General features: G+C 73.1%; 15 protein-coding genes. 10 read left to right on the top strand and 5 right to left on the bottom strand.

Annotation, left to right across the window (positions count from 1 at the left end):
• The first annotated feature begins 26 nt into the window (after positions 1-26).
• From KPF47_RS18740 to KPF47_RS18710, 7 genes are read left to right on the top strand one after another with little or no spacing between them, the layout of a single operon-like run.
• The gene (locus KPF47_RS18740) at positions 27-917 is read left to right on the top strand and encodes a helix-turn-helix transcriptional regulator (protein WP_374108866.1); all 891 of its coding nucleotides are present in this window, start codon (positions 27-29) and stop codon (positions 915-917) included.
• Positions 901-2,337 carry a Fe-S cluster assembly protein SufB gene (gene sufB / locus KPF47_RS18735; RefSeq protein WP_224390051.1) on the top strand — a complete coding sequence of 479 codons (1,437 nt, stop codon included), beginning with the start codon at positions 901-903 and terminating at the stop codon, positions 2,335-2,337. Before KPF47_RS18740 ends, sufB begins: the two co-directional genes overlap by 17 nt.
• Positions 2,334-3,524 carry a Fe-S cluster assembly protein SufD gene (sufD, locus tag KPF47_RS18730; protein WP_224390050.1) on the top strand — a complete coding sequence of 397 codons (1,191 nt, stop codon included), beginning with the start codon at positions 2,334-2,336 and terminating at the stop codon, positions 3,522-3,524. The genes sufB and sufD overlap by 4 nt, the downstream gene beginning before the upstream one ends.
• A 37-nt stretch (positions 3,525-3,561) precedes the next feature.
• The gene (sufC, locus tag KPF47_RS18725; RefSeq protein ID WP_224390049.1) at positions 3,562-4,332 is read left to right on the top strand and encodes a Fe-S cluster assembly ATPase SufC; all 771 of its coding nucleotides are present in this window, start codon (positions 3,562-3,564) and stop codon (positions 4,330-4,332) included.
• Between the two features lies 1 nt (position 4,333).
• Complete coding sequence (locus tag KPF47_RS18720) at positions 4,334-5,644, top strand: cysteine desulfurase (RefSeq protein ID WP_224390048.1); 1,311 nt, start codon at positions 4,334-4,336, stop codon at positions 5,642-5,644.
• Position 5,645: 1 nt separating this feature from the next.
• Positions 5,646-6,122, top strand: coding sequence for a Fe-S cluster assembly sulfur transfer protein SufU (gene sufU / locus KPF47_RS18715; RefSeq protein ID WP_224390047.1), 477 nt, complete (start codon positions 5,646-5,648; stop codon positions 6,120-6,122).
• The gene (locus KPF47_RS18710; RefSeq protein WP_224390046.1) at positions 6,119-6,532 is read left to right on the top strand and encodes a metal-sulfur cluster assembly factor; all 414 of its coding nucleotides are present in this window, start codon (positions 6,119-6,121) and stop codon (positions 6,530-6,532) included. The genes sufU and KPF47_RS18710 overlap by 4 nt, the downstream gene beginning before the upstream one ends.
• A gap of 65 nt (positions 6,533-6,597) precedes the next feature.
• On the opposite strand, the gene KPF47_RS18705 is transcribed toward KPF47_RS18710, so the two are convergent.
• The 5 genes from KPF47_RS18705 to KPF47_RS18685 all read right to left on the bottom strand — a co-directional run bounded on the left by KPF47_RS18705 (position 6,598) and on the right by KPF47_RS18685 (position 11,235).
• Positions 6,598-7,413, bottom strand: a complete 816-nt coding sequence (locus KPF47_RS18705; protein WP_224390045.1) for an arylamine N-acetyltransferase — start codon at positions 7,411-7,413, stop codon at positions 6,598-6,600.
• Between the two features lie 53 nt (positions 7,414-7,466).
• Positions 7,467-8,498 (bottom strand): adenylate/guanylate cyclase domain-containing protein, encoded by a 1,032-nt coding sequence (locus tag KPF47_RS18700; RefSeq protein WP_224390044.1) that lies wholly within the window; start codon positions 8,496-8,498, stop codon positions 7,467-7,469.
• A 4-nt stretch (positions 8,499-8,502) separates the two neighbouring features.
• Complete coding sequence (locus KPF47_RS18695) at positions 8,503-8,952, bottom strand: universal stress protein (protein ID WP_224390043.1); 450 nt, start codon at positions 8,950-8,952, stop codon at positions 8,503-8,505.
• Positions 8,953-9,061: 109 nt separating this feature from the next.
• A complete protein-coding gene (locus KPF47_RS18690; protein ID WP_224390042.1) occupies positions 9,062-10,447 on the bottom strand; it encodes a lycopene cyclase family protein in 1,386 nt (461 codons plus the stop codon).
• Positions 10,448-10,458: 11 nt separating this feature from the next.
• On the bottom strand, positions 10,459-11,235 hold the full coding sequence (locus KPF47_RS18685) for an SDR family oxidoreductase (protein ID WP_224390041.1): 777 nt from the start codon (positions 11,233-11,235) through the stop codon (positions 10,459-10,461).
• Positions 11,236-11,385: 150 nt separating this feature from the next.
• Here KPF47_RS18685 and KPF47_RS18680 point away from each other — a divergent pair, with 150 nt between their 5' ends.
• From KPF47_RS18680 to KPF47_RS18670, 3 genes are all read left to right on the top strand, one after another.
• On the top strand, positions 11,386-13,008 hold the full coding sequence (locus KPF47_RS18680; RefSeq protein ID WP_224390040.1) for an ABC-F family ATP-binding cassette domain-containing protein: 1,623 nt from the start codon (positions 11,386-11,388) through the stop codon (positions 13,006-13,008).
• 303 nt (positions 13,009-13,311) lie between these two features.
• Positions 13,312-13,521, top strand: a complete 210-nt coding sequence (locus KPF47_RS18675) for a helix-turn-helix domain-containing protein (RefSeq protein WP_010240451.1) — start codon at positions 13,312-13,314, stop codon at positions 13,519-13,521.
• Between the two features lie 164 nt (positions 13,522-13,685).
• A complete protein-coding gene (locus tag KPF47_RS18670; RefSeq protein ID WP_224390039.1) occupies positions 13,686-15,575 on the top strand; it encodes an ABC transporter ATP-binding protein in 1,890 nt (629 codons plus the stop codon).
• The last annotated feature ends 27 nt before the right edge of the window (positions 15,576-15,602 follow it).

The raw sequence follows: 15,602 nt of genomic DNA, 5'->3' as shown, positions 1-15,602 counted from the left end.
GGCCCGATATACGCAACACTGATGTTGTGAAAACGGACGGGACAGCGCCGCGGCGCCTCGACGACCCGGCCTGCGGGCACGGGGTCGCCGACGCCGTGCTGCCCGTCGCGCCCGGCACGGGGACCCGCGCGCTGGTGGCGCGGGTGCTCATGGAGCAGGGCCCGGTCACGGCCGCCGTCGTGGCGGCCGAGCTGGAGCTCACCGAGGCCGCCGTGCGTCGGCATCTCGACGCGCTGATCGCCGACGGCGAGGCGGAGGTCCGGGCCCCGGCCCGGTCGGGCCGTCCGCGCGGGCGGGGGCGCCCGGCCCGGGAGTACCTGCTCACCGACACCGGCCGGGTCCGTTTCGGGCACGGCTACGACGACCTGGCCACCCAGGCCCTGCGCTTCCTCGCCGAGACGGCGGGGGAGCAGGCGGTCGACGCGTTCGCCCGGCACCGGGTGCGGGAGCTGCTCGGGTCCGACCTCGACGCGGTGACCGCCCCGGCGGACCCCGCGGCGCGGGTCGAAGCTCTCGCCCGGGTGCTCAGCTCCCGTGGCTACGCTGCGCAGGCCCGTCACGGCGGGTTCGGGGTGCAGCTGTGCCAGCACCACTGCCCGGTGGCCCACGTGGCCACCGAGTTCCCGGAGCTCTGCGAGGCCGAGACGCGTGCCTTCGCCGATCTGCTGGGCACGCACGTGCAGCGGCTGGCCACCATCGCCCGCGGCGACGCCGCGTGCACCACACACGTCCCGCTCGAGGATCCCGAACTCCTGGCGCGGGCACGAGGTAAGAAGCAAGGCCGTTCCGTCACCGTGAGTGGACGAACCACTGCGCAGGTGCGGCAGGTGCAAGAAGAAGGGGGCTCCGCCGGTGGCGGGACCCTCTCCCACCACGGTCCCCGAAAGGGAGGCAGTCCTTATGACGACCACTCCTGATGCGCGCACCGAGCTCACGCAGGAGGAGACGATCGCGGCGCTCGGCCGGTACGACTTCGGCTGGGCCGACTCCGACGAGGCGGGCTCCATCGCGAAGCGTGGCCTGTCCTCCGAGGTCGTCGCCGACATCTCCCGCCTGAAGAGCGAGCCCGAGTGGATGCTGGAGTTCCGGCAGAAGGCGCTCGACATCTTCGGCAAGAAGCCGATGCCGCGCTGGGGCTCCGACCTGTCCGGGATCGACTTCGACAACATCAAGTACTTCGTGCGCTCCTCGGAGAAGCAGGCCGCCACCTGGGAGGACCTGCCCGAGGACATCAAGAACACCTACGACAAGCTGGGGATCCCGGAGGCCGAGAAGGCCCGCCTGGTCTCCGGTGTCGCCGCGCAGTACGAGTCCGAGGTCGTCTACCACTCGATCCGCGAGGACCTCGAGCAGCAGGGCGTCATCTTCCTGGACACCGACACCGCGCTGAAGGAGCACCCGGAGCTGTTCCGGGAGTACTTCGGCTCGGTCATCCCGTCCGGTGACAACAAGTTCTCCGCCCTGAACTCCGCGGTCTGGTCCGGCGGCTCGTTCATCTACGTCCCGCCGGGTGTGCACGTCGACATCCCGCTGCAGGCCTACTTCCGGATCAACACCGAGAACATGGGCCAGTTCGAGCGGACGCTGATCATCGTCGACGAGGGTGCCTACGTGCACTACGTCGAGGGCTGTACCGCGCCGATCTACAAGACCGACTCGCTGCACTCGGCCGTCGTCGAGATCGTGGTCAAGAAGGGCGGCCGCTGCCGCTACACCACGATCCAGAACTGGTCGAACAACGTCTACAACCTGGTCACCAAGCGCGCCAAGGCCGAGGAGGGCGCGACCATGGAGTGGGTCGACGGCAACCTCGGCTCCAAGGTGACCATGAAGTACCCGGCCGTGTGGCTGATGGGGGAGCACGCCAAGGGCGAGGTCCTGTCCATCGCCTTCGCGGGCGAGGGCCAGCACCAGGACGCCGGCGCCAAGATGGTCCACCTCGCGCCCAACACCTCCTCGACGATCGTGTCGAAGTCGGTGGCACGTGGTGGCGGCCGCACGTCCTACCGCGGCCTGATCCAGGTCAACCCGCGGGCGCGCAACTCCCGCTCGACGGTGAAGTGCGACGCGCTGCTGGTCGACACGATCTCGCGCTCGGACACCTACCCCTACGTCGACATCCGCAACGACGACGTGTCGATGGGGCACGAGGCCACCGTCTCCAAGGTCTCCGACGACCAGCTCTTCTACCTGATGAGCCGCGGTCTGACCGAGGACGGGGCCATGGCGATGGTCGTGCGCGGGTTCGTCGAGCCCATCGCGCGCGAGCTGCCGATGGAGTACGCGCTGGAGCTGAACCGGCTGATCGAGCTGCAGATGGAGGGTTCCGTCGGATGACGACGAGTGACGTTGCCGGCCTCGCGCCCGAGCTGGAGGGCGCCAAGGAGGGGCAGGGCGAGGTCCCCATCGCCTCGGCCGGCGAGCGCTTCCAGTCCTTCGACGTGGAGGCGTTCGAGGTCCCCGGGGGCCGCGAGGAGAACTGGCGGTTCACCCCGCTGCGCCGCCTGAAGGGCCTGCACGACGGGTCGGCCGACCTGCAGGGCTCGCCCGTGGTCACGGTCACCGAGACCGCGGGGGTCACGGTGGAGACCGTCGGTCGCGACGACGCCCGCCTCGGCGAGGGCGGCACTCCGTTCGACCGGGTCGCCGCCGCCGCGTGGTCCGGCTTCGCCGAGGCCACCGTGGTGACCCTGGACGGCGAGAAGGTGGAGCCGGTCACGATCACCGTGGAGGGCCCCGGCGAGGGCGTCTCCGCGGCCGGCCACCTGCACATCCGCACCACTCCGCACACGCAGGCGACGGTCGTCGTCGTGCACCGGGGCTCGGGCGTGCTGGCCGACAACACCGAGGTCGTGCTCGCCGACGGCTCGCACCTGACCCTGGTCGTCACCGAGGAGTGGGCCGACGACGCCGTGCACGTGGGCGCCGAGCACTACTCGGTCGGCCGCGACGCCACGCTGCGCGGGACGACCGTGCAGCTCGGCGGCGACCTGGTCCGGGTCTCCTCGACCGTGCGCTACGCCGGCCCCGGCGGCGACGCGGAGCTGATCGGCCTCGGGTTCACCGACGCCGGCCAGCACCTGGAGCAGCGGCTGCTGGTGGACCACGCGGTGCCGAACTGCAAGAGCAACGTGCTCTACAAGAACGCGCTGCAGAGCCTCACGAAGGACTCCTCGCACGTGGTGTGGATCGGCGACGTGCTGATCCGGGCCGCCGCCGAGAACACCGAGACCTTCGAGTTCAACCGGAACCTGGTGCTCACCGAGCACTGCCGCGCCGACTCCGTGCCCAACCTGGAGATCGAGACCGGCGAGATCGTGAGCGCCGGCCACGCCAGCGCCACCGGCCGGTTCGACGACGAGCAGCTGTTCTACCTGCGCAGCCGCGGCATCCCCGAGGACCAGGCCCGCCGCCTCGTCGTCCGCGGGTTCTTCGGCGAGGTCCTCAACAAGATCACGCTGCCGGAGCTCAAGGAGCGACTGGAAGCGGCCGTCGAGGCCGAGCTCGCCCTGACCGGCGTCTGATCCCACACCCTTCCCGAATACGGAGCGACCACCACCGATGTCCACTCTGGAGATCAAGGACCTGCACGCCTCGGTCGAGACGACCGAGGACGGTCCCAAGGAGATCCTGCGCGGCGTGAACCTCACCATCCGCGCGGGCGAGACGCACGCGATCATGGGGCCGAACGGCTCCGGCAAGTCCACGCTGGCCTACGCCATCGCCGGGCACCCGAAGTACACCGTCACCGGCGGCGAGGTGCTGCTCGACGGCGAGAACGTCCTGGAGATGTCGGTCGACGAGCGGGCGCGGGCCGGGCTGTTCCTGGCCATGCAGTACCCGGTCGAGGTCCCGGGCGTGTCGATGGCGAACTTCCTGCGCTCGGCGGCCACCGCCACCCGCGGCGAGGCGCCGAAGCTGCGCACCTGGGTCAAGGAGGTCAAGGAGGCCATGGCCGGCCTCGACATCTCCCCGGAGTTCGCCGACCGCTCGGTCAACGAGGGCTTCTCCGGTGGAGAGAAGAAGCGCCACGAGGTGCTCCAGCTCGAGCTGCTGAAGCCGAAGTTCGCCGTGCTCGACGAGACCGACTCCGGCCTCGACGTCGACGCCCTTCGCGTCGTGTCCGAGGGCGTGAACCGGTACCGCTCCGGCGGCGAGACCGGCGTCCTCCTGATCACGCACTACACCCGGATCCTGAACCACATCAAGCCGGACCGGGTGCACGTGTTCGCCGGCGGCCGCGTCGTCGAGTCCGGCGGCCCGGAGCTGGCCGACGAGCTCGAGAAGAACGGCTACGTCCGGTTCACCCAGGCCGACAAGGCAGCGGTCTGACATGACCCTCACCCACGGAACCGGGACCACGGCCGGCGCTGCTCTCGACGCCGACGCCGTGGCCCGGATCCGGGCGGACTTCCCGATCCTCGCGCGCACCGTGCGCGAGGAGAAGCCGCTGGTCTACCTCGACTCCGGCGCGACCTCCCAGCGGCCGCGCCAGGTGCTCGACGCCGAGCGCACGTTCCTGGAGCGGCACAACGCCGCGGTCCACCGGGGCGCGCACCAGCTCGCCGAGGAGGCCACCGACGCCTACGAGTCCGCCCGGGCACGCATCGCTGCGTTCGTCGGTGCGAGCGAGGACGAGGTCGTGTTCGTCAAGAACGCGACCGAGGGCATCAACCTGGTCGCCTACGGGCTCGGCAACGCCTCGGTCCGCACCGGGCTCGACGCCGCCTCCGAGCGGTTCGCGCTCGGCCCCGGTGACGAGGTCGTCGTCACCGAGCTGGAGCACCACGCGAACCTGATCCCGTGGCAGGAGCTGTGCCGCCGGACCGGGGCGACCCTGCGCTGGTACTCGGTCACCGACGACGGCCGGATCGACCTCGACTCGCTGGTCCTGTCGGACCGGACGAAGGTCGTCGCGTTCACCCACCAGTCCAACGTCACCGGTGCCGTCGCACCGGTCGCGGAGCTGGTGGCCCGCGCCGGTGCGGTCGGCGCGCTGACCGTGCTCGACGCCTGCCAGTCGGTGCCGCACATGCCCGTCGACCTGCACCGGCTCGGCGTGGACTTCGCGGTCTTCTCCGGGCACAAGATGCTCGGGCCCTCCGGGGTCGGCGTCCTGTACGGCCGCCGGGAGCTCCTCGAGGCGCTCCCGCCGTTCCTGACCGGCGGCTCGATGATCGAGACCGTCCGGATGGAGGGCGCGACGTACGCCCCGCCGCCGCAGAAGTTCGAGGCCGGCGTGCCGATGACGTCGCAGGCCGTCGGTCTCGGCGCGGCGGTCGACTACCTCGGGGCGATCGGCATGGACGTCGTCGCCGCCCACGAGGCGGTGCTGACCGCGGCGGCGCTGGAGCAGCTGTCGGCGATCGACGGGCTGCGCATCGTCGGTCCGCCGGGCGCGGAGCTGCGTGGGGGAGCGGTGTCGTTCGCCGTGGACGGGATCCACGCCCACGACCTGTCCCAGGTGCTCGACGACGCCGGGATCGCCATCCGGGTCGGTCACCACTGCGCGTGGCCGCTGCACCGGCGCTTCGGCGTCGTGGCCAGCGCGCGGGCGACGTTCGCGGTGTACAACACGCTGGACGAGGTCGTCGCCCTGGCCGACGGGGTGCGCGCCGCCCAGAAGTTCTTCGGAACGGTGTGACGTGCAGCTGCAGCAGATGTACCAGGAGATCATCCTGGACCACTACCGCGACCCGCACGGGTCCGGGCTGCGCGAGCCCTACGACGCCGAGACCCACCACGTGAACCCCACCTGTGGGGACGAGGTCACGCTGCGGGTCAAGGTCGACGACGATCCCGAGGGCGCGGTCGTCACCGACGTCTCCTACGAGACGCTGGGCTGCTCGATCAGCCAGGCCTCGGTGTCGGTGCTGCACGACCTGGTCGCCGGGAAGCCGGTCGGCGAGGCGTGGAAGATCATGGCGTCGTTCCAGGAGATGGCCCAGGGGCGCGGCCGGGTCGAGCCCGACGAGGACGTCATCGGCGACGGTGTCGCGTTCGCCGGCGTCGCCAAGTACCCGGCGCGGGTCAAGTGTGCTCTCCTGGGCTGGATGGCATTCAAGGACGCGGTGAGCCGCACCGACGCCAGCATCGAGAACTCCGAGGGGAGTCCTGCATGAGCGAGACCACCGAACAGAGCACCTCCGAGGACGTGGTGCGCGGCGCGGCGGGCATGCCCGAGCCGCCCGCCCGGGCCGACGCCGGGGACGGCGCGACGCTGGAGGCCCTGGAGGAGGCGATGAAGGACGTCGTCGACCCCGAGCTCGGCATCAACGTCGTCGACCTCGGCCTCGTCTACGGCATCGACCGGGACGGCGACACCGCGGTCATCGACATGACGCTGACCTCGGCGGCCTGCCCGCTGACCGACGTGATCGAGGAGCAGACCCGCTCCGCGCTCACCGCCGGTCCCGACGGCGGCCTCGTGGACGACATCCGGATCAACTGGGTCTGGATGCCGCCGTGGGGCCCGGAGAAGATCACCGAGGACGGCCGCGAGCAGCTGCGCGCCCTCGGCTTCCGGGTCTGAGGACCGCACCGCCCGCACCGACCCGCACGGGCCGGACCCCGTCAGGGGTCCGGCCCGTCGTCGTCTCACCGGAAGTAGACCTCCCGCAGCCGCTCCTCCAGCCCCGCGACGCCGCCGGTGTCGATGCCGAGGTGTTCCTCCAGCGCGTCCCGCACCCGGGCGGGGGAGGTGAGGTCGTGGCGCTGCGCGGTGCCGTCGGCGGTGCGCACGGTGAGCCGGGTCCCGTCGAGAGTGGTCCGGCGCCGCGGGGTGGTACGCGCGGCGACGAGCCCGGTCCGGAAGTGCGACCCCGGGTGGTGGGCCAGGTACCAGGAGCCCATCGCGAAGTCGACGTCCGGGACCGGAACCAGGTCGAAGACGTACTGGTCGGCCCAGCCACCGCTGCCGCGCCGTTGCAGGACCCAGCCGCCGTGGTCCACGCGTGCGTAGCGGTAGGTCGCCTGCGGGGTCGGCTGCTCCGGCCCGGCGACGAGCTGCAGCGCGGTGGTCGGCACCGTCGACCCGAACCCGGCGTCGACGGTGAACCGGCCCTCGATGGTGTCGACGAGGGTGAACCGGTGGGTGCGCGAGGCCGGCGCGTCCGCCGGGGCCAGGCCCAGGCGGACCCGGCCGACGAGCGGGGTGACCCGGTACCCCAGGTCGGCCAGCACGTCGTGCAGCAGCCGGTTGTGCTCGAAGCACCAGCCGCCGCGTCGGGCGTGCACCAGCTTCGCCGCGATCCCGTCGGAGGTGGTCGGGGGGTCGACACCGGTGAAGGGGTCGAGGTTCTCGAACGGGATGGTCGCGTTGTGCGCGGTCACGATGCGGTCGAGCAGCGCCCGATCCGGTGGCGACCGGTGGACCCCGAGGAGGTCGAGGTACGCGGCGGCTGCGGTGGTCACCGTGCTCGTCATGGTGCCCGAGGCTGTCACCTCGACCGGGGTTCAGGTCAAGGTCAGCGTTCGCGGGCGCCGCGCAGCGCCCAGGCGCGCAGGTGGGAGTAGCCGCGGGTGTGCAGCGTCGCGATCCGGCGCAGGTCGAAGCGCGGGTCGTCGCGCAGCGACTCGTACATCTCCTTGTCGACCAGCACCGTGTCCGGGCGGGCCTCGGAGGTGAGCCGGGCCGCGACGTTGACGACCTCGCCGTACACGTCGCCGTAGCGGGCCAGCACCATGCCGTGGGCGAGGCCGATCCGGAGCCGGGGCAGCGAGGGCTCGACCCGGACCCGGTCACGCAGACCGAGCGCGATGGCGGCGGCGTCGGCGGGGTGCTCGGTGACGTAGAGGACCTCGTCGCCGACGGTCTTGATCACCCGGCCCCGGCCGTTCGCGATGACCTCGGTGGTGACCGCCCCGAAGCGCTCGATCATCTCGCCCAGCTCGTCCATGGAACGCCGGCGCGTGGTGCGGGTGAACCCGACCATGTCGGCGAACCCGACCGACAGCGGCCAGGTGTCGGAGGCGATGTGCGCGGCGTCGAGCCGTTGCGCCCCGGCGACCCAGCGGGACGCGGTCGCCGCGAGGTGACGCCGCCACACGTAGGCCTGCAGCGCCTCGAGCTCGGGCAGCACCTCGGCGGACAGCCGGGCCGCGTCGCGCGGGGTCAGCTCCCCGACGTGGGCGGCGGCGACCTGGGCGAGCATGCCGATCTGCCACTCGGCGAGCCGCGACAGCGACTGCGCGACCGCGCGGGCGACCGCCTCGCGGGCGCTCTTGTCGGGCAGCCAGTCCCGCGTCAGCCGGGCGACCATCAGTGCGGCGTCGAGGTCGGCCCGGGTGTAGACCCGGTCCTCCGGGTCGGAGTCGGCGAACCCCAGCGCCCGCCAGAGCCGCCCCGACTCCTCCGGGTCGAGCCCCGCGGCCTCCACCAGCTCGTCGCGGGTGAACTCGCGGGGCACGCCCAGGATGAACTCGTCCAGTGCCCCGTCGTCGATCTCACTCCAGTCGATCGATGCCGGGTCGGGGATCGGCCGGGGCTCGGACGTCACGCGATCACGTGGTGTGCACGACGAGCACGTCCACGCCGGCACGGCGGGTCGCGTCGGCGGGCACCGAACCGAGCAGCCGCCCGGAGAAGGTGTTCAGGCCGCGGTTGCCGATGACGAGCAGGTCGGCCCGGTGCTCCTTGACGGCCTTGCGCAGCACGTCGACCGGGGCGCCGTCCTCGGCGAAGGTCGAGACGTCCTTGGCGCCGGCGACGGCGGCCCGGTCGGCGGCCTCGCGCAGCGCCTCCTCGGCCGGGGTCCAGCCGGTGACGAGGAAGGCCTCGTCCTTCAGCGCGTCCTCCGCCGCCGAGGTGTCCTCGCGGCTCGCCGGGGTGTAGGCGGAGACGATGACCAGCTTCGCGCCGCTGTCCGCGGCCACACCGGCCGCGCGCTCGACGGCGGCGAACGACGTCGACGAGCCGTCGGTACCGACGACGATGGTCTGGTAAGCGGACACTGTTGCCTCCCGGGGGAACGGTCGCGCGTCGCCGGGCGTGCGGCCGGCGTCACCGCGTGCGACGACGTTACTACGTGGTATCCCTGCAACTGGCCCGGGACCTCCGACGTCATCGCCCTTTCGAGTGAAATGCGGCGGCCGATCGCAGCATGTGCGCTCGTACGGGTGGTGCAGCGGCCCGGAACACCCCGGCCATCCCGGCGAGGGTGCCGGTCAGGTCGTCGCGGCCGGTGAGGAACGCCCGGCCGCTGCGCCCGGCGAAGAAGGCGTCGAAGAAGTCCGGCACGAGGTGCGGCGGCATCTCCAGCACGGTGCGCAGCCCGTGCCGGCGCAGCCGGTGCACCGCGCGGGCCGACCGGGGCCAGAGCAGCCGCCGGGCGGCCGCCGTCGCGGCGGCGGGGTCCTGCGGCAGGTGCCGGGCCAGCTCGCGCGCCAGCCGCGGGGCCAGCCCGAGCGCCGGGGCGACGCTGAACCCGGTCGCCGGGTGCACCAGCGGGGTCGCCGCCCCGAACCCCACCGGGTGCCGCGGGGCCCGCGGGGTGTCGACGGGGAAGCGCACCCGTTCGACGGGCGCGTCACCGGGCACCGTGACGCCCGCCCCGGCCAGCCGCGCGGCGAGCCGGTCGCGCAGCTCGGGCAGCCCCAGCCCCGGTCGCCGCGCGAGGGAGGTCTCCTCCAGCAGGACCGTGCCGTCGCCGTAGGGGACGGCGTAGAGGAACGTCGGCCAGTCCGTCCACCCCGCGCGCCGCGGGCCCGGCGCACGCCAGTCCATGAAGACGGCCTCGCCGGGGCCCACCACCGGCGCGGCCACCCGCTCGTCGACGACGACCCCCCAGGCGGTCTGCTCGGTCCCGCCCGCCGGCCCGGGGCGCAGCCTCGACGGCGCCCCCGTCGCGTCGACGACCAGGGCCGCGTCCACCACCGGGGCCGCGTGCACGACCGGGGCCGCGTCGCCGTCGGGGGTGTCGCCGTGCGGGGTGTCCTCGTCCGGTGCGTCCCTGTCCTGGGTGTCCCTGTCCTGGGTGTCGCTGTCGCGGCCGCTCCCGTTCCCGGCCCGGCCACCCGGGACGCGCAGCCGGACCCGGTACCGGCTCCCCTCGGGTGTCACGTCGTCGGCGGTGGCGCGCCCGGCCAGCACCGTCACCCCGGCCAGGCCGGCGTCGAGGTGGGTACGCAGTGCGGCGGTGTCGAGGACCGCGTACGCGCCGAGCGCGCGGGTCCCGCCGCCCGGCAGCACCGCGACCGCGTCCGGCCGGGTCGCGACGACCCCGTCCGGCAGGTGCGGCGGGAGCTCCTCGGGCCAGGCGCAGTAGGTCGCGGTCCAGGCCCGTCCGGGGGCCGGGTCGGCCAGCGCGGTCCGCAGGCCGGCGGTCGCGCACGCCCCGGCGAGTGCCCGGCCGGCGGGCCCGCCACCGAGCACCAGCACGTCGGCGACCACCGGTCCGGGGGTGTCCGCCCGCCCCGGCGCCGTGGTCCCGCTCGTCGTCCCGGTCACCCCGGGCCCGCTCAGTGCCGGCCGGCGGACAGGATCCCGCCGTCGACCCGCAGGGTGGCCCCGGTGACCCAGGACGCCGCGTCGGAGACGAGGAACGCCACCGCCTCGGCGACGTCCGCGGGCTCGCCGATGCGGCCCAGCGGGTACCCGGCGGCGACACCGGCCTCGTCGTGGGCGTACAGCGCCTCGGCGAACCGCGTCCGCACCACGGCGGGAGCGACGGCGTTGACCCGGACGCCGGGGCCGAGCTGACCGGCCAGCTCCTCGGTCAGGGTGACCAGTGCGGCCTTCGAGGCCCCGTAGGCGCCGATGACCCCGGTCGGACGCAGCGCCCCGACCGAGGCGATGTTGACGACCGAGCCGCCGTGCGCGCCCATCCACACCCGGTGCGCCTGCTGGACGAACCCGAGCGCCGCGACCACGTTCACGTCGAAGATCTTGCGGACCGCGTCGAGGTCGGCCTCGACCAGCGGCCCGTACTGCGGGTTGACCCCCGCGTTGTTGACGAGCACGTCCAGCGAGCCGAACGCCGCGACGGTCGCCTCGGCCGCGGCGGCCCGGTGCGCCGCGTCCCCGGCGTGGCCCGCGACGGCCCGTACCCGACCCGCCTCGACCCCCGTCTCCGTCGCGAGCTCCGCCGCCGCCGCGTCGAGCTCCGGGGCACGCCGGCCGGTGATCGTCACGGACGCGCCGCGCGCCAGCAGCGCGGCGGCCACGCCGTACCCGATGCCGCGCGAGGCACCGGTGACCAGTGCCGCCCGACCGGCCAGGGAGGTGAGATCGGTCATGGGTCCCGACCCTACGTGGGGATTCCGGTGGACCCGGCCGGTAGGCTGGTCCCGTGATCCTGATCGAGTAGACCGGCGCACCGGGCACCGTCGTGCCCGCACCCGGTCCTCTCAGCGGCACCCCTCGTCCTCCGTCTGGAGCTCTTCCACGTGATCACCACGACCGACCTCGAACTGCGTGCCGGATCCCGCATCCTGCTCTCCGGTGCCACCCTGCGGGTGCAGCCCGGCGACCGGATCGGGCTCGTCGGGCGCAACGGCGCCGGCAAGACCACCTCGATGCGGGTGCTGGCCGGCGAGGGGGAGCCGTACTCGGGACAGCGCACCGCGAACTCGCCGGTCGGCTACCTGCCGCAGGACCCGCGTGAGGGCGACCTGTCGGTGACGGCGAAGGACCGGGTGCTCTCCGCCCGCGGCCTGGACGTGCTGCTGGCCAAGATGGAGAAGGCACAGACGGCGATGGCCGAGCTGGCCGACCCGGCGGCCAACGACAAGGCGGTCCGCGAGTACGGCCGCCTCGAGGAGCGGTTCTCCGCGCTCGGCGGGTACGCCGCGGAATCCGAGGCCGCGCGGATCTGCACGCACCTCGGGCTGCCCGATCGGGTGCTGGCCCAGCCGATGCGCACGCTCTCGGGCGGTCAGCGGCGCCGGGTGGAGCTGGCCCGGATCCTGTTCGCCGCCTCCGACGGCGGGTCGCAGTCGGCGACCACGCTGCTGCTCGACGAGCCCACCAACCACCTCGACGCCGACTCGATCACCTGGTTGCGCGGGTTCCTGCAGCAGCACGAGGGCGGCCTGGTCGTGATCAGCCACGACACGGACCTGCTGGCCGCGGTGGTGAACAAGGTCTGGTTCCTGGACGCGACCCGCGGCGAGGCCGACCAGTACAACATGGACTGGAAGCGGTACCTGGAGGCGCGCTCCACCGACGAGAAGCGCCGCCGTCGCGAGCGGGCGAACGCCGAGAAGAAGGCGTCGGCGCTGCACGTCCAGGCCGCCAAGATGGGCGCCAAGGCCACCAAGGCGGTGGCCGCGAAGAACATGGCCCGCCGGGCCGACGCGCTGCTCGCGGGTCTCGACGACGAGCGCCAGGCCGACCGGGTCGCACACATCCGTTTCCCGACCCCGGCGTCCTGCGGGCGCACCCCGCTCACGGCGGAGAACCTCTCCAAGGCCTACGGGGCGCTGGAGGTCTTCACCGGGGTGGACCTCGCGGTGGACCGCGGGTCGAAGGTCGTCGTCCTGGGCTTCAACGGTGCCGGCAAGACGACGCTGCTGCGGATCCTGGCCGGCACCGAGGAGTCCGACTCCGGCGAGGTCGTCCCCGGCCACGGCCTGCGGCGCGGCTACTTCGCCCAGGAGCACGACACGCTGGACATGGACGCCTCGGTCTGGGACAACATCCGCCACGCCAGCCCGGACGCCGCCGAGCAGCAGCTGCGCACGCTGCTCGGGTCGTTCATGTTCTCCGGCGAGCAGCTCGAGCAGCCCGCCGGCACCCTGTCCGGCGGCGAGCGGACGCGTCTCGCCCTGGCCGGGCTGGTGTCCTCGGCGGCCAACGTGCTGCTGCTCGACGAGCCGACGAACAACCTGGACCCGGCCAGCCGCGAGCAGGTCCTCGACGCGCTGCGGCGCTTCGAGGGTGCCGTCGTGCTGGTCACCCACGACCCGGGTGCGGTCGAGGCGCTGGAGCCGGACCGGGTGATCGTCCTGCCCGACGGCACCGAGGACCACTGGTCGGCCGACTACCTGGAGCTGGTCCAGCTGGCGTGACCGGTCACCGCACGCCTCGGTGATCACCCGACCGGACCACCACGATCCCGTGACGCGGCCGCGGTGGTCCTACGGACGGATCCGCAGCCGGGCCCGTCCGGTGCCGACGGGGTGGCGCGGTACGCCGGGCGGTGGAGGCCGGTTCCGAACGGTCCCTACGATGCTGCGCCGTTCGGGGTAACCGTTCGCCGATCACGTTTTCCACCTTCTGGTCATGATCGGTCAACTGGATCATCATGACCTGATCGTCGCGCCCGATGCGGCGGTCCGCGGGGGCATCCGCGGAGGGGATGAGGAGGGCCGATGGCCGAGCTGAAGAAGGGCGCCCGGATCACCGGGACGCAGCGGGGCAAACTCGCAGCCGACCTGAAGAAGAAGTACGAGAAGGGCGCCAGCATCCGTTCGCTGGCCGAGCAGACCGGGCGGTCCTACGGGTTCGTCCACCGGGTCCTGTCCGAGACCGGCGTGACCCTGCGCGGTCGCGGTGGCGCCACCCGTACCAAGAAGAAGTAGACCGGTCCTCTCGTCGGCGCCGCCGGCCGGGTCGAGCCACGAGCCCGGGGCGGCGCCGACGTGTGTCCGGCGTCGCGGCCCCCGGCTCCCGATCGCCGAGCCCGGTCGCCGTGCGCGCCGTAACGTGAACCCTCGCCGTCCACCACCGGCGAAGGGGAACACCGTTGGATCGCCCGCTCACCCTGATGCGCGGGGTCATCCGGGGAGCGGACTCGACGTCCATCCGCCGTGGCTCCATCGCGCCGGGGACCTGGCCCCGGATCTGGGGCTTCGTCCGGCCGTACCGTCGCTGGCTGCTGTCCTACCTGGCCCTGACCACCGTCACCGCGGTGATCGGTGTCGCGACCCCGGTCCTGGCGGGCCGGGTGGTCAACACGATCGTCGCGGCGAACGACCTGCCCGACGCCGCCCGGGCGGTGATCGTGATCGCCGCGGCGATCGCCGGGATGGCGGTGCTGGAGTCGGTCGTCGGCCTGGCCGGTCGCTGGTTCTCCGCGCGCCTCGGTGAGGGGCTCATCGAGGACCTGCGGGTGGCGGTGTTCCGCCACGTCCAGTCGATGCCGCTCGCGTTCTTCGCCCGCACCCGGACCGGGGCGCTGGTCAGCAGGCTGAACAACGACGTGATCGGGGCCCAGACCGCGATCACCGGCACCCTGTCCACGGTGCTGGCCAACACCATCCAGCTGGTGCTGGCCGTCGCGGTCATGATCGGGCTGGCCTGGCAGGTCACCGTGCTCGCCATGCTGCTGCTGCCGGTGTTCGTGCTCCCGGCACGGCGGATGGGGACCTGGCTGGCCGAGCTGCGGCGCGAGGCCGCCGAGCTCAACGCGACCATGGGCAACCAGATGACTGAGCGGTTCTCCGCCCCCGGCGCCACCCTGGTGAAGCTGTTCGGCGACCCCGACTCCGAGGCCGCCGTCTTCCGCGGGCAGGTCTCGCGGGTCCGCGACATCGGCGTCCGGTCGGCGATGCTGTCGCGGCTGTTCGTCACCGCGTTGCAGCTGGTGTCCGCGCTCGCCCAGGCCATGATCTACGGCCTCGGCGGCTACCTGGCGGTGACCGGCGCGATCCCGGCGGGCACCGTCGTCGCGCTCGGACTGCTGCTGACCCGGCTCTACACACCGATGACGGCTCTGGCCAACGCGCGCGTCGACGTCATGACCGCGCTGGTCGCGTTCGAGCGGGTCTTCGAGGTGCTCGACCTGCGTCCGATCCTGACCGAGCGGCCCGACCCCGCCGCGCTGCCCGACGGGCCGGTCGACGTGGCGCTGCGCGGGGTCCGCTTCACCTATCCCGGCGCGGGCGACGTCTCGCTGGCGTCGCTGGAGGAGGTGGCCGTCCTCGACCACCGGGTCAACGCCGAGGTGCTGCACGGCGTCGACCTGCACGTCCACGGCGGCGGGCTGCTGGCCCTGGTCGGGTCGTCCGGGGCCGGGAAGTCCACCCTCGCCTCGCTGGTCCCGCGGCTCTACGACGTCGACTCCGGCGCGGTCGAGCTGTCCGGCGTCGACGTGCGGGACCTGTCGTTCGCCACGCTGCGCGGCACCGTCGGCATGGTCACCCAGGACGGGCACCTGTTTCACGACACGATCGCCGGCAACCTGCGCTACGCCGCGCCCGGCGCGACCGACGACGAGATGGTCGACGCGTTGCGCCGCGCCCGGCTCGGCGAGCTGCTCGACACGCTGCCCGACGGGCTGGACACCGTGGTGGGGGAGCGCGGCTACCGGCTCTCCGGCGGTGAGCGCCAGCGCCTGACGATCGCCCGGCTGCTGCTGGCGCGGCCGCGGGTGGTGATCCTGGACGAGGCCACCGCGCATCTGGACTCCGAGTCCGAGGCGGCGGTGCAGGAGGCACTGGCCGAGGCGCTGGTGGGGCGGACCGCGATCGTCATCGCACACCGGCTGTCGACCGTGCGCGCGGCCGACCGGATCGCGGTGCTGGAGGGCGGGCAGGTCGTCGAGTCCGGGACCCACGACGAGCTGCTGGCCGCGGGCGGTCGCTACGCCACCCTGCATCGCACCCAGTTCCTCCCCGCGGCGACCGCGGGCTGAGGGTCCGCCCGGCCCGGGGCCACCGGG

The sequence above is a fragment of the Pseudonocardia sp. ICBG1293 genome, from assembly GCF_020131355.1.
Lineage (GTDB): Bacteria > Actinomycetota > Actinomycetes > Mycobacteriales > Pseudonocardiaceae > Pseudonocardia.
The sequence above is the reverse complement of the archived record's forward strand: the minus strand, read 5'-3'. Positions and strand labels throughout refer to the sequence as shown.